21 protein-coding genes and 2 pseudogenes are annotated in these 21,827 nt (G+C 66.7%); 13 read left to right on the forward strand and 10 right to left on the reverse strand.

Features of this window, described 5'->3' with window-relative positions; all coding sequences use genetic code 11:
• Window positions 1–62 precede the first annotated feature (62 nt).
• The 9 genes from ACIG5A_RS01470 to ACIG5A_RS01510 all read left to right on the forward strand — a co-directional run bounded on the left by ACIG5A_RS01470 (window position 63) and on the right by ACIG5A_RS01510 (window position 10,816).
• The gene (locus ACIG5A_RS01470; protein ID WP_397236476.1) at window positions 63–902 is read left to right on the forward strand and encodes a nitrilase-related carbon-nitrogen hydrolase; all 840 of its coding nucleotides are present in this window, start codon (window positions 63–65) and stop codon (window positions 900–902) included.
• Window positions 899–2,335, forward strand: coding sequence for a dihydropyrimidinase (hydA, locus tag ACIG5A_RS01475; protein ID WP_397236478.1), 1,437 nt, complete (start codon window positions 899–901; stop codon window positions 2,333–2,335). Before ACIG5A_RS01470 ends, hydA begins: the two co-directional genes overlap by 4 nt.
• A gap of 35 nt (window positions 2,336–2,370) precedes the next feature.
• Window positions 2,371–3,408: a TIGR03842 family LLM class F420-dependent oxidoreductase gene (locus ACIG5A_RS01480; protein ID WP_397236480.1), complete on the forward strand. Its 1,038-nt coding sequence runs from the start codon at window positions 2,371–2,373 to the stop codon at window positions 3,406–3,408.
• 165 nt (window positions 3,409–3,573) lie between these two features.
• Window positions 3,574–4,464 carry an ABC transporter permease gene (locus ACIG5A_RS01485; protein WP_397236482.1) on the forward strand — a complete coding sequence of 297 codons (891 nt, stop codon included), beginning with the start codon at window positions 3,574–3,576 and terminating at the stop codon, window positions 4,462–4,464.
• Window positions 4,461–5,636 carry an ATP-binding cassette domain-containing protein gene (locus ACIG5A_RS01490; protein WP_397236484.1) on the forward strand — a complete coding sequence of 392 codons (1,176 nt, stop codon included), beginning with the start codon at window positions 4,461–4,463 and terminating at the stop codon, window positions 5,634–5,636. The genes ACIG5A_RS01485 and ACIG5A_RS01490 overlap by 4 nt, the downstream gene beginning before the upstream one ends.
• A 91-nt stretch (window positions 5,637–5,727) precedes the next feature.
• Window positions 5,728–6,534 carry an ABC transporter permease gene (locus tag ACIG5A_RS01495; RefSeq protein ID WP_397236486.1) on the forward strand — a complete coding sequence of 269 codons (807 nt, stop codon included), beginning with the start codon at window positions 5,728–5,730 and terminating at the stop codon, window positions 6,532–6,534.
• Window positions 6,531–7,742 (forward strand): ABC transporter substrate-binding protein, encoded by a 1,212-nt coding sequence (locus ACIG5A_RS01500; RefSeq protein WP_397236488.1) that lies wholly within the window; start codon window positions 6,531–6,533, stop codon window positions 7,740–7,742. Before ACIG5A_RS01495 ends, ACIG5A_RS01500 begins: the two co-directional genes overlap by 4 nt.
• Window positions 7,743–9,062, forward strand: coding sequence for an aspartate aminotransferase family protein (locus ACIG5A_RS01505; protein ID WP_397236490.1), 1,320 nt, complete (start codon window positions 7,743–7,745; stop codon window positions 9,060–9,062).
• Window positions 9,063–9,352: 290 nt separating this feature from the next.
• Window positions 9,353–10,816 (forward strand): MDR family MFS transporter, encoded by a 1,464-nt coding sequence (locus tag ACIG5A_RS01510; protein WP_397236492.1) that lies wholly within the window; start codon window positions 9,353–9,355, stop codon window positions 10,814–10,816.
• 62 nt (window positions 10,817–10,878) lie between these two features.
• On the opposite strand, the gene ACIG5A_RS01515 is transcribed toward ACIG5A_RS01510, so the two are convergent.
• The 4 genes from ACIG5A_RS01515 to ACIG5A_RS01530 form a co-directional block, all read right to left on the reverse strand.
• Entirely contained in the window at window positions 10,879–11,328 is a 450-nt protein-coding gene (locus ACIG5A_RS01515; RefSeq protein ID WP_397236494.1) for a hypothetical protein, read from the reverse strand.
• 159 nt (window positions 11,329–11,487) lie between these two features.
• The gene (locus ACIG5A_RS01520) at window positions 11,488–11,880 is read right to left on the reverse strand and encodes a VOC family protein (protein WP_397236496.1); all 393 of its coding nucleotides are present in this window, start codon (window positions 11,878–11,880) and stop codon (window positions 11,488–11,490) included.
• 3 nt (window positions 11,881–11,883) lie between these two features.
• Entirely contained in the window at window positions 11,884–12,174 is a 291-nt protein-coding gene (locus tag ACIG5A_RS01525; RefSeq protein ID WP_397236498.1) for an ArsR/SmtB family transcription factor, read from the reverse strand.
• A gap of 356 nt (window positions 12,175–12,530) precedes the next feature.
• A complete protein-coding gene (locus tag ACIG5A_RS01530; protein WP_397236500.1) occupies window positions 12,531–14,027 on the reverse strand; it encodes an FAD-dependent monooxygenase in 1,497 nt (498 codons plus the stop codon).
• A 218-nt stretch (window positions 14,028–14,245) separates the two neighbouring features.
• Here ACIG5A_RS01530 and ACIG5A_RS01535 point away from each other — a divergent pair, with 218 nt between their 5' ends.
• Window positions 14,246–14,446 (forward strand): hypothetical protein, encoded by a 201-nt coding sequence (locus ACIG5A_RS01535; protein WP_397236502.1) that lies wholly within the window; start codon window positions 14,246–14,248, stop codon window positions 14,444–14,446.
• 46 nt (window positions 14,447–14,492) lie between these two features.
• On the opposite strand, the gene ACIG5A_RS01540 is transcribed toward ACIG5A_RS01535, so the two are convergent.
• Together ACIG5A_RS01540 and ACIG5A_RS01545 are read right to left on the reverse strand one after the other, a co-directional pair.
• Window positions 14,493–15,173 carry a hypothetical protein gene (locus tag ACIG5A_RS01540; RefSeq protein WP_397236504.1) on the reverse strand — a complete coding sequence of 227 codons (681 nt, stop codon included), beginning with the start codon at window positions 15,171–15,173 and terminating at the stop codon, window positions 14,493–14,495.
• 191 nt (window positions 15,174–15,364) lie between these two features.
• Window positions 15,365–15,955 (reverse strand): annotated as a pseudogene (locus tag ACIG5A_RS01545) (RBBP9/YdeN family alpha/beta hydrolase).
• Between the two features lie 74 nt (window positions 15,956–16,029).
• Between ACIG5A_RS01545 and ACIG5A_RS01550 the strand changes: the two are divergent.
• Window positions 16,030–16,644 carry an FMN-binding negative transcriptional regulator gene (locus tag ACIG5A_RS01550; protein ID WP_397236506.1) on the forward strand — a complete coding sequence of 205 codons (615 nt, stop codon included), beginning with the start codon at window positions 16,030–16,032 and terminating at the stop codon, window positions 16,642–16,644.
• A gap of 38 nt (window positions 16,645–16,682) precedes the next feature.
• Here the strand turns inward: ACIG5A_RS01550 and ACIG5A_RS01555 are convergent.
• Window positions 16,683–16,826, reverse strand: a pseudogene (locus ACIG5A_RS01555) (LuxR C-terminal-related transcriptional regulator); the annotation flags it as partial.
• Window positions 16,827–17,126: 300 nt separating this feature from the next.
• On the opposite strand from ACIG5A_RS01555, the gene zomB reads away from it, so the two are divergent.
• Window positions 17,127–18,953, forward strand: coding sequence for a flagellar motor control protein ZomB (zomB, locus tag ACIG5A_RS01560; RefSeq protein ID WP_397238772.1), 1,827 nt, complete (start codon window positions 17,127–17,129; stop codon window positions 18,951–18,953).
• Here the strand turns inward: zomB and ACIG5A_RS01565 are convergent.
• From ACIG5A_RS01565 to ACIG5A_RS01575, 3 genes are all read right to left on the reverse strand, one after another.
• Complete coding sequence (locus tag ACIG5A_RS01565) at window positions 18,940–19,131, reverse strand: hypothetical protein (protein WP_397236508.1); 192 nt, start codon at window positions 19,129–19,131, stop codon at window positions 18,940–18,942. The genes zomB and ACIG5A_RS01565 overlap by 14 nt on opposite strands.
• A gap of 33 nt (window positions 19,132–19,164) precedes the next feature.
• Window positions 19,165–19,575, reverse strand: a complete 411-nt coding sequence (locus tag ACIG5A_RS01570; RefSeq protein ID WP_397236510.1) for an SRPBCC family protein — start codon at window positions 19,573–19,575, stop codon at window positions 19,165–19,167.
• Between the two features lie 85 nt (window positions 19,576–19,660).
• Window positions 19,661–20,161, reverse strand: a complete 501-nt coding sequence (locus ACIG5A_RS01575; protein ID WP_397236512.1) for a nitroreductase/quinone reductase family protein — start codon at window positions 20,159–20,161, stop codon at window positions 19,661–19,663.
• 138 nt (window positions 20,162–20,299) lie between these two features.
• On the opposite strand from ACIG5A_RS01575, the gene ACIG5A_RS01580 reads away from it, so the two are divergent.
• Window positions 20,300–21,826, forward strand: a complete 1,527-nt coding sequence (locus ACIG5A_RS01580; protein ID WP_397236514.1) for an ArnT family glycosyltransferase — start codon at window positions 20,300–20,302, stop codon at window positions 21,824–21,826.
• Window position 21,827: the final 1 nt, after the last annotated feature.

Genomic DNA, 21,827 nt, shown 5'->3' on the forward strand with positions numbered 1-21,827 from the left:
GCGAAACTGTTTCCGTAATCTTGTAACACAACTGAATTGGTTCACGGTGGAGGATCACAAACATGGCAATCGTGCGAGCCGCCCTGGTCCAGACGAACTGGACGGGCGACAAAGAGTCGATGATCAAGGCACACGAGGACTACGCGCGGCAGGCCGCCGCGCAGGGCGCTCGGGTGATCTGCTTCCAGGAGTTGTTCTACGGTCCGTACTTCTGCCAGCTGCAGGACGCGAAGTTCTACGAGTACGCCGAGTCCGTCCCCGGCCCGACGACGGAGCGATTCGCGGCCCTGGCAAAGGAATTGGGCATGGTGATGGTGCTGCCGGTGTACGAGCAGGAACAGCCGGGTCTGCTCTACAACACGGCTGCGGTGATCGACGCGGACGGCAGCTACCTGGGCAAATATCGCAAGCACCACATACCGCACGTCAATGGCTTCTGGGAGAAATTCTATTTCCGACCAGGCAATCTAGGCTGGCCGGTATTCGACACGGCGGTCGGCAAGGTCGGCGTCTACATCTGCTACGACCGGCACTTCCCCGAGGGCTGGCGCGCGCTCGGCCTGGCGGGTGCGGAGATCGTGTTCAACCCCTCGGCCACCTCGCGCGGCCTGTCCGGCTATCTGTGGAAGCTGGAGCAGCCCGCCTCGGCCGTCGCCAACGAGTACTACATCGGCGCGATCAACCGGGTCGGCATCGAATCCGACTACGGCGACGACGATTTCTACGGCACCAGCTACTTCGTCGACCCCGAGGGCAAGTTCGTCGGTGAGGTCGCCTCCGACACCAATCCCGAACTGGTGGTGCGCGATCTCGATATGGACCTGATCAAGACGGTGCGCGACCGGTGGGCCTTCTACCGCGATCGCCGCCCGGACGCCTACGGACCGCTGGTGACACCATGACCACTTTCATCCATGGCGGCACGGTGGTCTCGGCCACCGGCTCCCAGCAGCTCGATGTCCTGATCGACGGCGAGACCATTGTCGCGCTCCTGCAACCGGGTACGGCGACGCTCGGCCCCGATCTCGCCGGCGCCGCGGATACCGTCATCGACGCCACCGGCAAGTACGTGATTCCCGGTGGGGTGGACGGACATACGCATATGCAGCTGCCCTTCGGCGGCACCGAGGCATCGGACACCTTCGAGACCGGCACCCGCGCGGCGGCGTGGGGCGGCACGACGACCATCGTCGACTTCGCCGTGCAGAAACCGGGCGAGCGGGTGCAGGACACCCTCGGCGCCTGGCATCGCAAAGCCGACGGGCAGTGCGCCGTCGACTACGGGTTCCACCAGATCATCGGCGAGGTCAACGACGAATCCCTCAAGGGGATGAGTGAATTGGTGGCCGAGGGCGTCACCAGCTTCAAGTTGTTCATGGCCTATCCGGGCGTCTTCTACTCCGACGACGGCCAGATCCTGCGCGCCATGCAGACGGCGGGGGATCTCGGCGCGCTGATGATGATGCACGCCGAGAACGGCATCGCCATCGACGTACTCGTCGCCCAGGCACTGGCCCGCGGTAACACGGCCCCCTACTTCCACGGCACGAGCAGGCCGTGGCAGATGGAGGAGGAGGCCACCCACCGCGCGATCATGCTGGCCCAATTGACCGGTGCGCCACTGTATGTCGTGCACGTGTCGGCCAAGCAGGCACTCGAGCAGATCGCCACCGCGCGGGGCAGGGGGCAGAACGTCTTCGGCGAGACCTGCCCGCAGTACCTGTACCTCTCGCTCGAAGAACAATTGGGCGCTGGGTTCTTGGATGGGACAGGGGGTTTCGAGGGCGCCAAGTGGGTGTGCTCGACACCGCTGCGGTCGCGAGCCGAGGGGCACCAGGACGAGCTGTGGCGCTATATCCGCACCGGCGACGTCACCACGGTCAGCACCGACCACTGCCCGTTCTGCATGAAGGATCAGAAGGAACTCGGCAAAGACGATTTCAGCAAGATTCCCAACGGGATCGGCGGCGTCGAGCACCGGATGGACCTGATGTTCCAGGGCGTGAAGAACGGGCTGATGTCGCTGGAGCGCTGGGTCGAGGTGTGCTGTACCGCGCCGGCGCGCATGTTCGGCATGTACCCGCGCAAGGGCGTGATCAGCCCGGGCGCGGATGCCGACATCGTCATCTACGACCCGAACGGCCACACCAGCATCGGCTACGGCAAGACCCACCACATGAACATGGACCACTCCGCCTGGGAGGGCTTCGAGATCGACGGCCACGTCGACACGGTGCTCTCGCGCGGCCGGGTGATCGTGGACAACGGCGCGTACCTGGGCAGCAAGGGCCACGGCCGGTTCATCAGACGCGAACTGTCGCAGAACCTCATCTGATCGCGGTACCGGAGAAACAGATCGGAGTGTGCCGAATGGATATCGGTGTGGTGCTGCAATGCACGCCGCCCGCCTCGCGGGTCGTCGAACTGGCCAGAGTGGCCGAGACGCACGGCTTTTCGCACGTGTGGACGTTCGACTCGCACCTGCTGTGGCAGGAGCCGTACGTCATCTACAGCCAGATCCTGGCCGCGACACGCAAGATCGTCGTCGGGCCGATGGTGACCAACCCGGCGACGCGGGACTGGACGGTGACCGCGTCGACGTTCGCGACGCTCAACGAGATGTTCGGCAACCGGACGATCTGCGGGATCGGCCGCGGTGACTCCGCGGTCAGGACTCTCGGTGGCAAGCCGACCACCTTGGCGACGCTGCGTGAATCCATCGAGGTCATCCGGGAATTGGGCAACGGCCGCAGTGCGCGGATCGGCGACACCGTCGTCCGGTTCCCGTGGGCGGGCGATTCCCGACTAGAGGTGTGGGTGGCCGGGTACGGTCCGCGCGCGCTCGATCTCACCGGGGAGGTGGCCGACGGATTCATCCTGCAGCTGGCCGACCCGGACATCATGGCGTGGACCATCGCCCGGGTGCGTGCCGCCGCCGAAAAGGCGGGGCGCGCACCGGAATCGGTGAAGATCTGCGTGGCCGCGCCAGCCTACGTCACCGATGGGTCGGCGGCGGCGCTGGCGCACGCCCGCGAGCAGTGCCGCTGGTTCGGCGGCATGGTCGGCAACCACGTCGCCGATATCGTCGCGAAATACGGTAGCGGCAGCGAGATTCCGGCGGCGCTCACCGAATACATCGCGGGCAGGCAGGGGTACGACTACAACCAGCACGGCCGGGCGGGAAACACGCACGCCGAGTTCGTGCCCGACGCCATCGTCGACCGGTTCTGCCTGCTCGGTACGCCCGACGAGCATGTCGCCCGGCTGCGGGAGATGGAGAAGGCAGGCGTCGACCAGTTCGCCGTCTACCTCCAGCACGACGCCAAGACGGCGACATTGGAGGCATACGGCGAATCGGTGCTGCCCCGGATCGCGCATCCGGTCACGGCGACGGAGCGGGCGCAATGAGTCGGGTGCGATGCGGTGTGGTCACCGCATCCGGCGAGGGGATCGACGGCGCGGTGTTCCGCGTCGGTGGCGAGGCGGGTCCGGCGTGCGGTTGAGAGGCGTCGCGCTGGTCTCGTCGACAGTCTGGGTGGTCGGCACGGACGCCCGGGTACAGAAGGAGTTTCGATGAGTACGATACGGGTGCGGGCCGTGCGCGCTGCCTATGCGGCCGGTGCTCTCGCGCTGGTGGTCGCGCTCTGGGAACTGGTGAAATTCTTTGTGCCCGAGCGCGGGGTGAGCATCGGGGAGCAGCGGATACTGCCGCGTACCAGTGATGCCGCGCTGCCACATGTGTGGTCGGTGTTCACGGTGCTCGGACAGCGGGACGGCAGCGGCACGGTGGGAGCAACGCTCGTGCGTACTGCCGGATTCACCCTGGGGCTTGCCCTGCTCGCCCTGGCGATCGGCACCGTCGTCGGGGTGCTGCTCGCCGTGCTGATGCAGCGGTTCAGCTTCGTCGAGCGTGGGCTGCTGCCGTACATCGTTGTCTCGCAGACGGTTCCGCTGATCGCGCTGGCGCCGCTCGTCGCCGGGTGGGGCGGCAAGATCGTCATCGCGGGCGAGCCGTGGCGGCCGTGGATGAGTATCGCGGTGATCGCCTCCTATCTGGCGTTCTTCCCCGTCGCGGTCGGTATGCTGCGCGGGTTGCAGGCGCCGGCGAAGGCCTCGGTCGAACTGCTGCACAGCTATTCGGCGAGCTGGTGGGAAACACTGGTGCACTTGCGGTTTCCCGCCGCCGTGCCGCATCTGCTGCCCGCGCTGCGGCTCGCCGCCGCCGCCTCGGTGATCGGTGCGGTGGTCGCCGAGATCTCCACCGGCACCGCGGGCGGCATCGGGCGTCAGATCATCGTCTTCGCCCAGCAGGCGACGGGTGATTCCGCCCGCTTGTACGCGGCGGTGCTGGCCGCAGCACTGCTGGGCGTGGCGGTCACCGCGGTGATCGCTGTTGTCGAATTCGCGCTCCGGCGCTACAGCCGCCCCGCGGGGGTCGGCAGCTCATCAGGAGGTACCCGTTGACCGCGCACACACCACCGGCCGACGCCGACGGAAAGATCAGTGCCGCATCGGAAGAGGCGGGCGCGGACGGCGCGGGCGTCGTAGGCACGGCGGTCGTCGAAGGCAGCGAAGGACCGGGCAGTGCCGACGCTGCGGCCGCCGAGGTGGGCGGGCCGACATCCGGTTCGGCGAAGGCGAGCAGTGCCGATGCCACAGCGGCGGAGGGCGGTGGGCCGACATCCGATTCGGAGGTGCCGCCGACCGCTGGTTCGGTGGGGGTGGACAGTGCCGATGCCGCAGCGGCGGGGGCCGGTGGGTCGAGATCCGGCTCGGAGGCGCCGCCCGCCGCTGGTACGGCGGAGGTGGCCGGCGAGACAGGTGGTGCGGCCGAGCGGTTGGCGGCGGTTCAGCTTTCCCATGTCGGCAAGATCTTCGCCGCCGGTGCGGTGACCGCGCTGTCGGATGTATCGCTGACGGTGGCGGCGGGCGAATTCGTTTCGCTCATCGGTCCTTCGGGCTGTGGCAAGTCCACGCTGCTTCGCATCATCGCCGATCTCGAGCAGCCCTCCAGTGGGACCGTCGCCGTGCACAGCAAGACGGCGCGGCAGGCTCGGATCGACCAGGACTACGGCATTGCCTTCCAGCAGGCGGGCCTGCTGGATTGGCGCACGGTCCAGGCGAATGTGGAGCTGCCGCTCGAGCTGCACAAGGTGGCCAAACGTGAGCGGCGCACGCGCAGTGCGGAATTGCTGGAGATGGCCGGGCTCACCGAGTTCGCCAAGCGATATCCGGCGGAACTGTCCGGCGGTATGCAGCAGCGTGTCGCGATCGCGAGGGCGCTGGCGCGCAAACCATCCCTGCTGTTGATGGACGAGCCGTTCGGCGCGCTCGACGAGATGACGCGTGAGCGGATGCAGGGTGAGTTGCTGCGGATCACCGGAGAGACCGGTGCCGCAGTGGTTTTCGTGACGCACTCGATCCCGGAGGCGGTGTTCCTGTCCGATCGGGTGGTCGTGATGTCGCCCAGGCCGGGCCGGATCACCGAGATCGTGCCGACGGGCGGCTGGGGCCGCGCCGACGACGGCGACGAGGTTCGTTCCAGCACGGCATTTTTCGATGCCGTCGCGGCAGTACGCGAGGCGCTGCACGGTGGACAGGGCGATCGTGCCGTCGCCGGACGGGATCTCCGATGAATGAGCAGCGGCCGCCGGTCGTTCACGCGCCCCTGGTCGCCGAGGGTGCCTGCACCACGCGGGGGCAGGCGCGTCGCGGGGAGGTCGTCCGATGAACGCGCAGGTGAAATCGGTACTGCCACCGCTGATCTTCGGGGTGGCAGGGCTTGCGCTGTGGCAGTTGCTGACTGTCGCCGCGGGAGTCCCGTCGTTCCTGCTCCCCTCGCCGACGGCGATCGCGGGGGAATTCACCGACAACTTCGGCCGTATTCTCGACGCCGCCACCGCGACCGGAACCAACGCGCTGATCGGCCTGATCCTCGGTTCGGTGTGCGGGATCGTCGCCGCGATGTTCGCGGTGCGCTTCCACGTGGTCGACGGGCTGCTCACCCCGCTGGCGGCCGCCGCGGCGGCGGTGCCGATCGTCGCCCTTGCGCCGCTGCTGAATTCGATGTACTCGACCACCACCGACACTCCGCGCCGGATGGTCGTCACCATCGTGGTGTTCTTCCCGATGTTCGTCAGCACGGCGCGCGGGCTGCGCCAGGTACCGCAGGTGCACGCGGACCTGATGACCTCCTATGCCGCGGGTGGCTGGCAGGTCACCCGCACCGTGCGGCTGCCCGCCGCGCTGCCGCATCTGTTCACCGGCCTGCGGATCGCGGCGCCGGGCGCGGTGATCGCGGCGATCATCGCCGAATACTTCGGCGGCCTGCAGAACGGGCTCGGTAGCCGCATCACCTCCGCCGCGGCGAATACCGCCTATCCGAGGGCATGGGCGTACGTCGTCGGCGCGATGCTCGTCGGCCTGCTGTTCCTGTCCGTGGTGCTCGTCATCGAGCACCTGACCCGACGTCCACGCCCGCCGAGCCCTTTCACCGCGAAGGGACTTTTCAACACCGCATGGAGAACGAAATGACACGTACCACCCAGCGATTGCGCGCCTGTCTGGCGCTGTCGGGCGAAGCCCGTCCGCAGACCCGCGCACGGCCGGAGCGAATGTGGAGGTACGCCTGTCTGGCGCTGGCGGCACTGGCCGCCGCCGCGCTCACCGGCTGCAGCACGACCGATAGCGCGGGTGGCACCACCGCGGACGGGCTGAGCAAGGTCCGCCTGCAGTTGCAGTGGTTCAAACAGGGCCAGTTCGCAGGCTATCTCGCCGCGGTCGATCAGGGCTTCTACAAGGAGCAGGGGCTGTCCGTCGAAATCCTCGACGGCGGAACCGATATCGTGCCGCAGACCGTGCTCGCGCAGGGGCAGGCCGACTATGCGATCGCCTGGGTTCCGAAGGCGCTGGCGTCGCGGGAGGCCGGTGCGGGCATCACCGAGGTGGCGCAGGTCTTCCAGCGCTCGGGCACCAAGCAGGTGTCGTTCAAGTCGGAGAACATCACCGGCGCGTCGGCGCTGCGCGGTAAGACCGTCGGAAACTGGGGTTACGGTAACGAATTCGAGCTGTTCGCGGGCATGACCAAGGCGGGCATCGACCCGGCCAAGGATGTGAAGCTGGTCCAGCAGCAGTTCGATATGAACGCCTTCCTCGCCAAGGACATCACCGCGGCACAGGCCATGTCGTACAACGAGTACGCGCAGGTGCTGGAGACCAAGAATCCGGCCACCGGAAAGCTCTACACCGCCGACGATTTCACCACCATCGATTGGAACGATGAGGGTGTCGCGATGCTGCAGGACGCGATCTGGGCCAATACCGAGAAGCTGAAGGATACGAAGTACCAGGAGCAGACGGTGAAGTTCCTCGCCGCCTCGCTGAAGGGCTGGGCCTTCTGCCGCGACAATGTCGACAAGTGCCGCGATATCACCGTCGCCGCGGGCAGCACGCTCGGTGCCACCCATCAGCAGTGGCAGATCAACGAGGTGAACAAGCTGATCTGGCCCTCGCCCAACGGGATAGGCACGGTCGACAAGTCCGCGTGGGACCGCACCGTGAAGATCGCCAGGGAGACCAAGAACCAGGAGGGCGTCACGGTACTGAAGAAGGATCCGGACGCGAGCGCCTTCACCAACGAGTACGTGACCAAGGCGCAGGAGTTGCTGAAAACAGGTGGAATAGACGTCACCGGAACGGCTTTCGCGCCGCGTCAGGTGACACTGACGGAGGGCGGTAAGTAAGTGACCGAGGTAGATCACGTCTTCTATCCGTGGAGCGCACAGGCAACGCTGAACCCGGTGCCGATCGTCGGCGCCGAGGGCTCGTGGTTCTGGGACGATACGGGCAAGCGTTATCTGGATTTCTCCTCGCAGCTGGTGAACGTCAATATCGGGCACCAACATCCGGACCTGATCGCCGCCATCGTCGAGCAGGCGCAGAAGCTGACCACCATTTCGCCGACCGTCGGTAACGAGGCGCGCAGTGAGCTGGCCAGGCTGATCGTCGAGCGCGCGCCGGGGGAGCTGAACCGGATCCTGTTCACCACCGGCGGCGCCGAGGCGGTGGAACACGCTGTGCGCCTTGCCCGCAGCTATACCGGCCGCACCAAGATGCTGTCGGCGTACCGGTCATATCACGGCGGTACCGGTGTCGCGATCGGGCTGACCGGTGAGCCGCGGCGCTGGGGCGCCGAGCCGACGAACGTCGACGTGGTGCGCTTCTTCGGGCCCTACCCCTACCGATCGCCGTGGGGCACAACGACTCCGGAGGAGGAGACGGCCGCGGCGCTGTCGCATCTGCGGCAGGTGATCGAGCTGGAGGGTCCGCAGCACATCGCGGGGCTGATCATGGAAACGGTGGTCGGCACCAACGGCATTCTGGTGCCGCCGCCCGGCTACCTGGCCGGTGTGCGGGCGCTGTGCGACGAATTCGGCATCGTCTACATCGCCGACGAGGTGATGGCGGGCTTCGGCCGCGTCGGCGAATGGTTCGCGGTGCAGGCGTTCGGCGTCGAACCCGACATCATCACCTTCGCCAAGGGGGTGAACTCCGGATACGTCCCGCTCGGCGGGGTGCTGATGGCCGAGCGGATCGCGCAGCGGTACGACAACACGGTGTATCCGGGCGGGCTCACCTATGCGGGTCACCCGCTCGCCTGTGCGGTCGGCGTGGCATCGATCGGGGTCTTCGAGCGCGAGGGCATCCTCGATCACGTCCGGTCGGTGGGCGCCGATGTGCTCGGAAAGGGGCTGCGGGAGTTGGCTTCCCGGCATCCGAGCGTCGGCGAGGTGCGCGGTATCGGCTTCTTCTGGGCGCTTGAGCTGGTCCGTGATCCGCACACCAGGGAACCGCTCGTCCCGTTCGCCGCCTCGGGTGCGGCCGCCGAGCCGATGGCGAAGGTGACCGCCGCGGCCAAGGAACGCGGGCTCTGGCCGTTCAATATCGCCAACCGCTTCCAGATCGCTCCGCCGTTGCCGACGTCCGCCGACGAGCTGCGCCTCGGCCTGGAGATCATCGACGAGGTGCTCGAGGTGGCCGACGCCTACGTCGGGGCTGTGTGAGTAGACGTCATCGGTCGGAATAATCGCCCCGCCGGGGCGGTTGTTCCGACGTGACGAGGCTCACGATGCGAGATCAAGATCTTTTGGAAAGGCTGTTCACCAGCGGATTCGTGGCGATGTGCGCCCGGATCCACGGGAAAATCGCGTGATTTGTGTCGGTGCCTACCGGAATACTTATTCGCGCCCGATGAGTTCGCGCAGTTGGTTCCGTCACTACAACTGTGGCGCCGGACTCGATCTTGTGGGGCCACTTGTTTCCAGTCGACGACGAACGCCCCGGAGGTAACCCGATGTCCGCCGAACTATCCGCTCCCGCCTCGGGAGGGCGGACACCGACCGTCATCCGGGTGCTGGTGCTCGCGACGTTCGTGGTGATCCTGAACGAGACCATCATGATCAACGCGATTCCGCGCCTGATGGAGGACCTCCATATCACCGAGCGTGCCGCGCAGTGGGTTTCCACCGCGTTCATGCTCACCATGGCGGCCGTCATCCCGACCACCGGCTGGTTCCTGCAACGAGTTTCGACCAGGCGGGCGTATACGGTCGCGATGGGTGTCTTCATCGCCGGTACGGTGCTGTCGTCCGTCGCGCCGTCGTTCGCGGTGCTGCTGCTCGGGCGTATCGTCCAGGCCGGTGGCACCGCGGTGATGATGCCGCTGCTGATGACCACCCTGATGACCGTCGTGCACGAGCACGACCGCGGCCGGGTGATGGGCAACGTCACCCTCGCCATCTCGGTGGCGCCCGCGATGGGGCCGGTGATTTCCGGTCTGGTGCTCCAGGTGGGCTCGTGGCGTTGGCTCTTCTGGCTCGTGCTGCCGATCGCCGGCGTGATCACCTGGCTCGGCCTGCGTCAGCTGGAGAACGTCGGTGAACCGCAAGCCGGTGCGATCGACCCGCTCAGCGTGGTGCTTGCCGCGCTCGGCTTCGGTGGTCTGGTGTTCGGGCTCAGCCGATTCACGGCCGACGAACTGGCCGGGCCCGCACTGATCGTGGCCGTCGGCGCCGCGCTCATCGCCGCGTTCGTGTTCCGTCAGCTGAGCCTGCAGCGCAGCGGCACTCCGCTGCTCGATTTGCGAGTCCTGTTGGCGGGCACCTACACCAAGGCGCTGGTGCTGATGTCGGTCGCGTTCATGGCGATGCTCGGATCGATGATCCTGCTGCCGCTGTACCTGCAGAATCTGCGCGGCCTGAGCCCGCTGGCGACCGGCCTGCTGGTGATGCCGGGTGGTCTGGCGATGGGTCTGCTCGGCCCGACCGTCGGGCGCCTGTTCGACCGCTTCGGCGGACGGGTGCTGGTGATTCCCGGTTCGATCGCGATCGCCGTCGCGCTGGCCGGGTTCACCCAGATCTCGCTGACCATGCCGTACTGGCAGCTGGTCGGACTGCACGTCCTGCTGATGGTGTCGCTGGCCGCGACCTTCACCCCGGTGTTCACCCTCGGCCTCGGCGCACTCCCGATGCAGCTGTACTCGCACGGCAGCTCCATGCTCGGCACCCTGCAGCAGGTCGCCGCGGCCTTCGGTACGGCACTCGTGGTCACGGTGATGTCGGCCCGCAGCAGCGACCTGGTCGCCAAGGGCACCGACGCGATCACCGCGCACCTCGACGGCATGCGCCTGGCCTTCCTCGTCTCGGCGGTGCTGGCCATCGTCGTGATCGTGATGGCAGTGCTGCTGCCGGGCCGTGCGGCGGACCATCAGGAGGTCGACGAGTCCGACGCCGCCGCCCCTGAGCTGGTCAAGGGCTGAAAAGTATTCAGCCACAACTGAACAGACAAGAAACCGCCCTCCCGGAGGGCGGTTTCTTGCGTTCAGGAGATGGCGTCCAGGCGTTGCGTCCGCCGGATCTCGCTGGGTATGGCCAGCTTCAGACAGACGCTCACGGGGCCACTGAATTCGGATCGCTGGCGGCGGTCGAGGTCGAGCATCAGATCAGTGAACGGTCGCCCCATTACCTCTGTTACTCGGTGATCGAGCCGATAGACGATGCGCCGACCCCGCACGATGGCCTGCACCAGGAAATAGATCACGGCCGCGGCGAGGGCGCACAGACCCAATTGCCACCCCGATATGTAGTGCAAGCCGTAGGCGACCCCGAGACCTCCCCCTACGACGAACCCGAGACCTATCCCTACACCGACCAACACGGCGGTGGTGAGCGAGACCCGCCGTTTCTTGATGAGGTCGAGGCACACCACGGCACTCACCAGTGTGCATTCCTTCTCATCCGCCGACAGCTCCTCGAACGCGGCATTGACCACGACAACCGGTCGCCGCCGCCGCAGGAGCACTAGGACGCCGCCTGGTAAAAGCCATTTCGGCACCCTCCCCGCCTCGACAACCGGCGCCTCCGCGTCGAACCGTTTCGCGAATTCCGCTGTGCGGGCACTGATCAGATCAAGATCCACAGCATGGATTTATCACGCAGGTTTGTGTTCCGCGATCTGGATGAGGTTGCCGCAGGTGTCGTCGAGGACGGCGGTGATGACGGTGCCGTGGTCCAGGGGCGGCTGGGTGAAGTGGACGCCGAGGTCGCGCAGGCGGTCGTATTCGGCGTCGATGTCGTCGACGGCGAAGGAGGTGTAGGGGATGCCGTCCTCCACCAGTGCGTTCTTGAACGGGCGGGCCGCGGGGTGGCCGTCGGGTTCGAGCAGTAGTTCGACGCCGTCGGGGGCCTGGGGTGAGACGACGGTGAGCCAGCTGTATTCGCCCACCGGGACGTCGGTCTTCTTCACGAAGCCGAGGATGTCGGTATAGAAGCGCAGCGCCTTCGCCTGGTCGTCGACGAGCACACTGGTCACGTTGATCCGCATGTCCTACTCCTTCAGCCAGCGATCGGTCAGATTTCGCAACGGTTCTCGGTTCAGCGAGTGGAACTTGTACCGGCCCTCCCTGGTCGTGGTCACCAGGCCCGCGGTGGCCAGCACCTCCAGATGCTGGGAGATGGCCTGCCGGGTGGAGGACATCCCGTGCCGCATGGTCAGCCGCCCGCACAGCTCGAACAGCGTCTGGCCATCGCGCTCGGCCAGCTCGTCCAGGATCACCCGGCGCGTAGGGTCCGCAAGCGCCTTGAACACCTCACCCGGATCCGTACCCACGCCCCTCATGATAGGCAAGTAATTACTTGCCTGTCACGCCTGGCTCAGCGACAACGCCGAGCGCAGTCGAATGGCCCAACGACACGCCGTATAGAGGGGCCATTCGACTGCGCTCGCCGAGCCTGTCGCGCATGTGACCGGGTTGTAGTGGCAGCGCGATGCGCAGTCGCTGTGCGCCGCGTCGCCTGAGCCCCGGCGCACATCAACTCGCAGGCCGACGACGTCGCCGCGCTGATCCGGGAGAACACCGGTGCCGAGCGCGGTCGAATGGTGGTTCGACACGCCGGGTGGGACCACCATTCGACTGCGCTCGACGGGTGTTCGGGCCGGAGGTCAGGGGAGATGGTCGACTGGTGGGGGCGTTGTCATGGTGCGCCGAACCAGGTGGTGAGTGCTCGGCGCAGCGAGTCCGTGGCGGTGGATTCGTCGGTGGCCCAGGCGATGTGGGCGTCCGGGCGGATCAGCAGGGCGTCGGCCGGGCGGTCGTCGGTTTTGGCGGTGACGATGTCGATGCGGTGCCGCCAGTTCTCCGCGATCTCGCGCAGGTCCGGTCGGTCGGCGAGGTCGAGGAAGACCGGCCGTGCGGTGTGCATGAGTTCGGCGACGCTGGTGACGCCTTGGTCGGTGTGCAGGGTGAGGTCGGGCGCGAAGGTGCCGGGCAATGCGTGCTGGTCGGCGCCCGGCATCGGATAGCGGATGTCGGTGGCACCGACCAGAGCGCCCATCCGGCGCGAGGCCGACTCATCGGTGAGCAGTTCCTGGAAGACCGCCTGCAGCGCCTCGGCGGCCGCGTCGTGTCCGCGCCGCAGCGCCACCTGAGCGCGGGTCTGCAGCCGTGCCCGCGCGCCGGCGTAGTGGCGCTCGTCGTGATAGGTGTCGAGCAGGCCGTCCGGCGCCCAGCCCTGGACGGCGGCGGCCAGCTTCCAGGCGAGGTTGACCGAGTCGTTCATGCCGACATTGATCGCCGTGCCGGTGGCCGGGAACAGGTGGGCCGCATCGCCCGCGAGCATGATCCGGCCGTCGCGATACCGGTCGGCCTGCCGATCCTGAAAGGTGTAGCGCGACAGCCGCTTCGGCTCACCGAGGGGGAGATCCCCGCCGAGCACCCGGCGCACGCTGGCCCCGACCTCGTCCATGGTCATCGGCTTGTCGTCGTCGTATTCGACGGATTCGTCCTCGGTGGTCTGGAACGACAACATCTCGGGGGTCGCCGCGAACGCGAACACACCGCGTTCCGTTCGAGTGAATCCGGCGCGGAGCCTGCCGAGCCCGGGAACCTCGAGATCGCCGTTGTCGAGCACGGTCACCGAATCGGGCACGGTCACCTGGACGAGACGGTTCACCTCGGGAAGTGTGGTGCCGGAGAACGGAATTCCGGCCAGCTCGCGCACCCGGCTGCGTCCGCCGTCGCAACCGACCAGGTAGTGCGCGGTCAGTTGGTACGGCCCATCCGGCCCCTGCACATCCACGGTCACCCTGTCGGCGTCCTGGCTGATCCCGACCACCTCGTGCCCGCGGCGGATCTCGGCGCCGAGTTCACCGGCGCGCTCCGCGAGCACCCGCTCGATCTCCCGCTGCGCGATCGGCAGCGCCCGCATCGGCGGATCCGCCAGCTGCGTCAGATCCACATGTACGCCGCCGAACGGGAACCGCGGCGGCGGATACGGCCCACTGGCCGCCGCCTCGAATCGCTCCAGCAACCCCCGATACCGCAGCACCGGCAGAATCCGCCCGCCGATCCCATGCGCCTTCGGCGTCTCCCGCAGCCGCGGCTGCCGCTCCACCACCACCGGCCGCACCCCGGCCAACCCCAACTCGGCCGCCAGCATCAGCCCCGCCGGCCCCGCGCCAACAATGACCACATCAGTTCCCACACGCACAGCCACAACCCTCATTTCCGCAGTCCCAACCCTCAGGCCGAAGATTCTGCGGCATCACCGGGGTCTTGCCGCAAGCCCCCTGGTGCGCTATACCTTGAAAAGGGACAGGAGCATACTCGTTTCACTTTGCTTCGGCCGCGTTTCTTGTCGGCCCCTGATGGCAAACTCGCGATCATGATTCCGAGCCGACCGTCGCCGACATGGTGCCGACGGCGATCGACATGCCCGCGGGATCGTACGCGGTGACGATCCATCTGCTCGATTGGGAAGCGGAGCCGGGCGCGATGGACGTCCAAGGGCATGCCACCGCATCCGCACTGCCCGACTTCGTTGTCTTGGTCGAACCCACCGTCGAAACCTCGTTCAGGACCGAGCTCGAAACATTCGACGACGTCGATTGATTCAGGGTCGGCGTTGTCTACTGGGATTCCCAGTGGGTGCGGGGGATCAGTTCTGGCAGACCGGGTAGGCGGCGGCTGGGTGGCAGTGTGCGGGGCAGGCCAGGATGTAGACGACGTTGCCGAGTAGCAGTCCGTCGTCGAAGGACGGGCAGTCGAGCGATTCGTCGGGATCTCTCAGATACGAGTGGAAGTCGAAGTTCTCCGGCACCTGGCAGAGGAACGCCAGATCTGTGCCGCATGCGCAGCGGTAGTGTTCGGCGTCCTGTACCCAAAAGGGGGCGCCGCCGACCTTGAAATCCTGGAGTGGCAGCCGGTCGTTGTCGTGTTCGACATCCTCGTATTCATGCAGGATCAACCGGTGCGCCCGCAGGTAGGGATCCGGCAGCTCGGCCGCGGTACCGTTGCGCTGCAACAGGATCCGCCAGAACGCGCGGTCGTTCGCGGGCGGTTCATCCCAGTAATTCGGCGGCAGTTGGGTGTCGGCGGAGAAGCAGGCATCGCTGTCGGCCGGGCATTGGAAGACGAGCAGTTGGTTCCCGCCGAAGTGCGGGACATCGGTTGGCACGCGGACCTGGAAATACAACGCCATGCGCTCGCCGCAGTCGCATACCGGCCACGCCTGATCCGCATCGAGAACAGGCCATCCGCCGATGGTGTCGAGATCACCCGCGCCACCCGCCTCGGCACTGACGTCGATCACATAGGTCTTCGGCACAGATGAACCCATTTCCCCTCCGTATTCCATTGCGCCACGGACGGTATCAGTGTTCGAAGTCCGCCGGATCGTCACCGGGAAAGCTGGGGCCGACGAGTTGGTCGTTGGCCGCACCCGCCACAGTATTTCGCGGCCGCCCAACAGTGGACCGACACGCGACGCGGGCGCCCTCGATTTCGAGGACGTGTGGGTGCCCGGCGGGGTCAACGGCCGTGATGTCCGAGGTCGTCGTAGTGCGCGGCATCGGCGAGTAGTTCCGCGAGCAGCGGCTGTCCTTCCGGCCATGGGCCATGCGCTCCGGTCAGATGTCCGACGGGGCCGATGTCGACGAGGCGCGCTCCCCATGAGTGTGCGAAGGACGATGCTCGCTGCGGTGTCATCCATCGATCGGTGGTGCTTGCCGCCAGTATCGTCGGAAATGGCAGTCGCACACGGGGAATGGGGTCGAAGCCGCGGACGTCGGGCTCGGGGTTGCGCTCCACGTCGGCCGGTGTCACGAACAAGGCGCCGCGCACCGGCCTGTTGCCGCCGGCGGCAACCCAGTGCACGACTGTCGGGCAGCCCAGGCTGTGTGCGATCAGCACCGGTGGCCGTGGGCACCGGGCGATGGTCTCGTCCAGTCGAGCGACTCAGTCCGCGCACACCGGGATATCCCAGTCGTCCTGCTCCACCCGCGTCGCGTCGGGCAGATGTTCACACCAGATGGATTGCCAGTCACCCGATTCCGGCCCATACCAGCCGTCCACGAACACAACAGTCATGAAAACGATGGTGCCATCGGCGAAGTCGGCCATGGCGTGATCGGGGACGTCCAGTGCCGGTGAAGCGGCTCTGGCCGAGTGAGATTCGGGGCGGTGATACTGGGCGAATGTATGTCCCTGCGTCTTTCGTCCCCGATGAGCCGAGCGTTCGTGAGCTGCTCGCGCGGCATGGCGCCGCCGATTTGGTCACCGCGACACCGGATGGGCTGATCGCGACCATGTTGCCGTTCGTGCACGACCACGACGCGGGGACGCTGCGCGGTCACCTGGCGCGCAACAACGATCAGTGGCGGCGGCCCGTGCTCGGCGAGGCGATGGTGATCGTGCGCGGGCCGGATGCCTACATCTCGCCGTCCTGGTATGCCAGCAAGGCCGAGCATGGGCGGGTGGTGCCGACCTGGAACTACGTCACCGCACACGTGTACGGGCGGCTTGTCGTGCACGACGATCCGGAATGGGTGGAGCGGCTGCTGCACGACCTGACGAACCTACACGAGGCCGGGCGGGCACAGCCGTGGTCTGTCGAGGACGCGCCGCCGAAATTCGTCGCGGGGCAGCTGCGCGCCATCGTCGGCATCGAGGTGGTGATCACGCGCATCGAGGCCAAATTCAAGCTCAGCCAGAATCGGCAGGCGGCCGATATCGACGGTGTCGTCGCGGGATTGACCGCGGAGGGCGACGACATCGCCGCCGCGGCCGTGCGGCAGGCACGACCTGCGTGAAGCGTTCGAACGAGTCGGTGTTCGTAGGCGAAGACGACGATCTGCACTCGGTCGCGTAGGCCGAGTTCGCGCGGGATCGCGCCGACGTGGGTTGTCACGGTGGATTCGCCGGCGAAGCGGAGTTGGGCGATCTCGACGGCGGAGTTCCCCTCGACGACGGCGGCGAACACCTCCTGTTCCCGTTCGGTGAGTTCGGTGTACGCCGCCGGTGCCGTGTGCGGGTACGGAGTTGGCGTCCGGTATCAGTGGCGGAAGTCACTGGGATGTGTTTCGCGACAACGTATTCGGTGAGCCCCAAGATTTGCTGGGTAGTTCCCGGTCGCGATCGCGCGCTATGGTTCGATCGTGCCGATCAGGGGGAGATCCCATGTTTTATTCGTACAGGCGGACACGCGGTTTCGTGTCCTCCGGCTTTGCGCGGTGGCCGGTGTCGTGACGTTCGGTGCGCGTAGGTGACGCTGATCATCTCGCCCGCGCGGACGGTGAGCGAAGAGCTTGCGGTCGCGCGGAAAACCCGCCGACCGTCTCGCGCCGTCCTCGTCGGTGGGATCGCGCTCACCGCGGCACTTTTCGCGATCGGCGGCTGGCAGCGGCGCTGGATCGCCGACGACGGCTTGACGGTGCTGCGTACGGTGCGAAACCTGTTGGCGGGCAACGGGCCGGTCTTCAATGCCGGTGAGCGCGTCGAGGTCAACACCAGTACGGCCTGGACCTATCTCATCTGGTTCTTCGGCTGGCTGACGCAGGCGCGGCTGGAATATGTGGTACTCGGCCTCGCGCTGACGCTGTCGGTGACGGCCATCGTCTTCGCCATGCTCGGCTCGGCGACGCTGTGGGGTGGCGGCCGGGCCCAATTGCTGCTTCCGGCAGGCGCTCTCGTCTACATCGCGGTGCCACCGGTCCGTGACTACGCCACCTCAGGGCTGGAGTCCGGCCTGGTCATCTGCTGGCTAGCGGTGCTGTGGTGGTGGCTGATTCGCTGGAGCCTGGCCGAAAAGACGAGCTTGGCAGGTCTTTTCGGCCTATCCTTCTTCGCCGGGCTCGCGCCGCTGATCCGGCCGGAGATGACGCTGGTCGGTGCGCTCGCGCTACTGATGATCTGGTGCGCGCCGCTGCCGGTGCGGCCGTGGATGTTTCGCGCGCTGATTGTGGTCGTAGCGGGCTTGGTACCTGTCGCCTACCAGATCTGGCGAATGGGCTATTACGGTCTGCCGTACCCGAATACGGCCGTCGCCAAGGATGCGGGCGGGGCGAAATGGCGGCAGGGATTCGGCTACCTGTGGAATCTGGTCGGCCCGTACTGGTTGTGGGTGCCGCTGGTGCTGCTGGGTGTGGCGGCGGTCGTGGTGGTGCGATCTCGGCGCATCGACGCGCCGAGTTCCTGGTCCGATCCCGAGACGAAACCGGTACTGCGCCTTCGCCGGTGGCTGCGCACCCCGGCCGCGGTGGTCGCCCTCGTGCTCGGCAGCGGTGTGCTGCTGACTGTCTACGAGATCCGGGTCGGCGGCGATTTCATGCACGGCCGCATGCTGCTGCCGCAGCTGTTCTGCCTGTTGCTACCGGTGATGGTGCTGCCGCTGCCGTACTCCCGCCGTGCCATGGCGATCGTGCTCGCGGCAACCGCGGGCTGGGCGCTGTTCGCGGCCGGCGTCACCGCCATCGACTCCGATAACAGGATCAGCTCCTCGGGTATCGCGGACGAGCGGCTCTACTACGCCATGACCACCGGCCACGAGCACCCGGTACTCGCCGAGGATTACCTGGACTACCCGCGGATCCGCGCGATGATCGGCGATATCGCCAAGAGTCCGAACGGTGGCCTGCTGATCAATTCGCCGTCCTACCGGTTCTGGCATGTCGTTCCGCCGCCGACACCGGTTCCGGCGGGCGGCGCCGGGCATACCGTGTACTACCTGAACCTCGGCATGGCCGGCATGAATATGCCGCTCGACGTCCGTGTCATCGATCCGATGGGATTGGCGTATCCGCTTGCCGCGCATACCTTCCGGTTCCCGAATGCCCGTATCGGCCACGACAAGAACCTCGACGCCGACTGGGCGGTGGTCGACGCGGGCATGGTGGACAAGAATCCCTGGATGCCCTGGTTCATCGATGAGGGGTGGGTGTCGCGCGCGCGAATCGCCATGACCTGCCCGGAAACTCAGGACCTGCTGGCCTCCACGCGCGCCCCGCTGACCGTCGACCGCTTCGGTCGCAACATCCAGCGGTCACTGGGTTACGCCCGGTACCGCATCGATCGGGTGCCGGAGAACGAGATCGAGCGATGCGATGTGGTCACACCGAAGTGAGGTACTTCTTCCCGTCGGCGGTGATCGTCGCCTGATCGATGCCGGAGGGGAGTGCAAAGCCCTCGGCGAGCAGCGTCAGGAATGGGAGCTCGAACTCATCCGGTAGTCGCCGTTCGGTGCCGAACTGGTCGATCCAGCGCAATGCCTGGACCTCTACGGTATTGAGCCTTGCCGACATCGGCTCATCGTCGCACAGCGCGCCGTGGCCGGGCTAGCCTTCGGCCAGCGCGACCAGCTTGTCGACGGTCGGCGGCAACTCCTTGGACAGGATCGCGCGCATGATCGGACGCAGGATGATCCCGGTCGGCCCGCCGACGCTGATATCGAAGGTGACCGCGCACCCGGTGTCGGTGGTCTCGATGCTGTGCACCCAATCCATCCGCCCGCCCATGGGGAGAAAGAAGCGATCCGTATAGCGCTGCGGGCGAACGCATTCGATGATCTCCCAGTTCCGCCGCGGCTGCGTCTTCAGCTTCACCCACCCGCGTCCCCCCAACTCGAACGGCCCCTCCATCGCTTCCAGCGCCTCGTCCCAGCGCACCCGCCCTGCGACGTCGGCGAACAACTCCCAGACGGCCTCGGGGGCGGCGGTTGTCGTACGGGTGACGGTAATGACCTGCATGGCACGCTCTTTCGCTAGTACAAATGTGTAAGACATTTGTACTACAGCATGGCGCCAACCGCAACGGTCAATCCGGCGGGGAGGCTCAGCGCGGAGTCAGCTCGATGACGACGCCGCCCTGTTTCCAGGTCTGGTAGAGGTCGGCCTTGTTCGGGGTGCCGTCGGCGTTGTAGCCGATGCCGTTGAATTCGGCGTTCTTGCGGTTGTCCTTGGCGACGATCTCGAACAGGCGCATCACCTCGGCTTCGCCGGTGTGCACGATGGGATCGTAGGGTTGGGGTTTGCCGCCCATCGATACGTCGATGGGCGTTCCCGGTTTCACGTTCTTCACCCACGGCCACTGGCGCGTGCCGATGAGCAGGTGGTCGCCGTGTCGGGTGTAGGCGACCGGGATCTCGTAGTGTTTGCCGGTCTTACGCCCGACGAGCCGCAAGGTCAGCAGTCTGCTTCCGATGAGTTTCGACAGGCCGGGGGTGCGCAGCAGGGTGCGCACGGCCTTGTCGACCGTGCGCTGGCGGGACATGGTCGGTTGCGGGCCGCTGGTCGTCGGTGTGCCGTAAGGATTTCCGGAGGTCGCGTCGGTCATGTCTCCAGTATCGAACCGGGAACCGGATCGATGGGGCCGAAAGCCGAGGTGGACGCGCCAGCGCGGTGACCGGGCGGTGCGGCGATTTCCCGCTACATTCGACGCGTCCCGACTCGGATCCGCACCTCAGGAGCTGGCGTGAACGAGCGCACCGACAACACAGCCGAACCCGAGGCGCGCCCGCCGCTGGCGACCAGGGGTATCGGGGTGGTCACCGTCGCGGCCGCGGCCGTCCTGCTGTTCTCGGCGAGCAGATACAACTACTTCGGCGACGAGCTGTACTTCCTCGCCGCGGGCCGCCACCCGGCGTGGGGCTACGCCGATCAGGGGCCCGCGCTGCCGATGCTCGCGCGCACTATGGACACCGTCGCGCCCGGCTCGTTCCTGATGCTGCGCCTGCCCGCGGTGCTGCTCACCGTGCTGGCGATCGTGCTCACCGCGCTGATCGCGCGCGAGTTCGGCGGCGGCCGCACGGCCCAGGTGCTGGCCGCCGTCGCGTACGCGACCTCGCCGTTCCTGCTGTTGCAGGGCAAGCTGCTGACCACCAATGCCGTCGATACCGCGCTGTGGGTGGTCGTTTCGTTCCTGGTGATCCGCTGGGTGCGGACCCGCTGGGATCCGCTGCTGCTGTGCGCCGCGCTGGTCACCGCGATCGATATGCAGGTGAAATGGCTGATCCCGTTCTTCTGGATCGCGATCGCGGTGACCGCGTTGATCTTCGGGCCGCGCGAGCTGGTGCGCAGGCCGCTGCTGTGGCTCGGCGCGCTGATCGTGGTCGCCACCGCGCTGCCGAGCTTGATCTGGCAGGGCCATCACCAGTGGCCGGAGCTGGCGATGGGCCGGGTGATCAGCGGGGAGCAGGGGGTGCTCGGCGGCTGGCTGATGTTCATCCCGCTGACGCTGCTGACCGCGGGCTATCTCGGCGCCGTGCTGGTGACGTACGGCGTCGTGGCGCTGTTGCGCAACGAATCCCTGCGCCCGTACCGGTTTCTCGGCGCGAGCCTGATTCTGCTGGTACTGACCTTCCTGTTACTCGGCGGCCGAATCTATTACACCGCGGGCATGTTCGGCGCGGTGATGGCGGCCGGTGCGGTCGCCACGGTCGAGTCGGCGGGGCGGCTGAGCGCCGCGGGCCGCCGTGGGCTCATTGCGGGCGGAGCTGTATTGACGGTGATCGCAACGGGATTCGTGCTGTGGGCCACGCCGTGGCGGTCCGCCGACGATATCGAGCCGCCGCGTAGTCAGGCCGATGCCACCATCGATATCGGCGTCTATGGCGAATTCGGCTGGCCCGAACTCACCGACGCGGTCGTACGCGCCTACGGCGAGCTGCGGCCCGCCGAACAGGTGAACGCCATCGTGCTCACCGACACCTATTGGCAGGCAAGCGCTTTAGAGCAGTTCGCGCGCGACGAACTGCCGCCGATCTACAGCCCGAGCCGCGGCTACGGCTACTTCGGTACGCCACCGGATACGGCGAGCGCGGTCATCGCCGTCGCGGTCAACGAGTCGTTCCTGCGCTGGGATTTCGACACCGTCGAGCCGGTCGGCAAGGTGGACAGCAGGCTCGGCTATCCGGGCAACACCCAGGACGTCGTCATCTGGAAGTGCACCGGCCTGCGCCATCCGTGGTCGCAGGTGTGGCCGACCTGGATGCATTTGTAGG

The sequence above is a fragment of the Nocardia sp. NPDC052566 genome, assembly GCF_044547285.1.
Taxonomy (GTDB): Bacteria; Actinomycetota; Actinomycetes; order Mycobacteriales; family Mycobacteriaceae; genus Nocardia.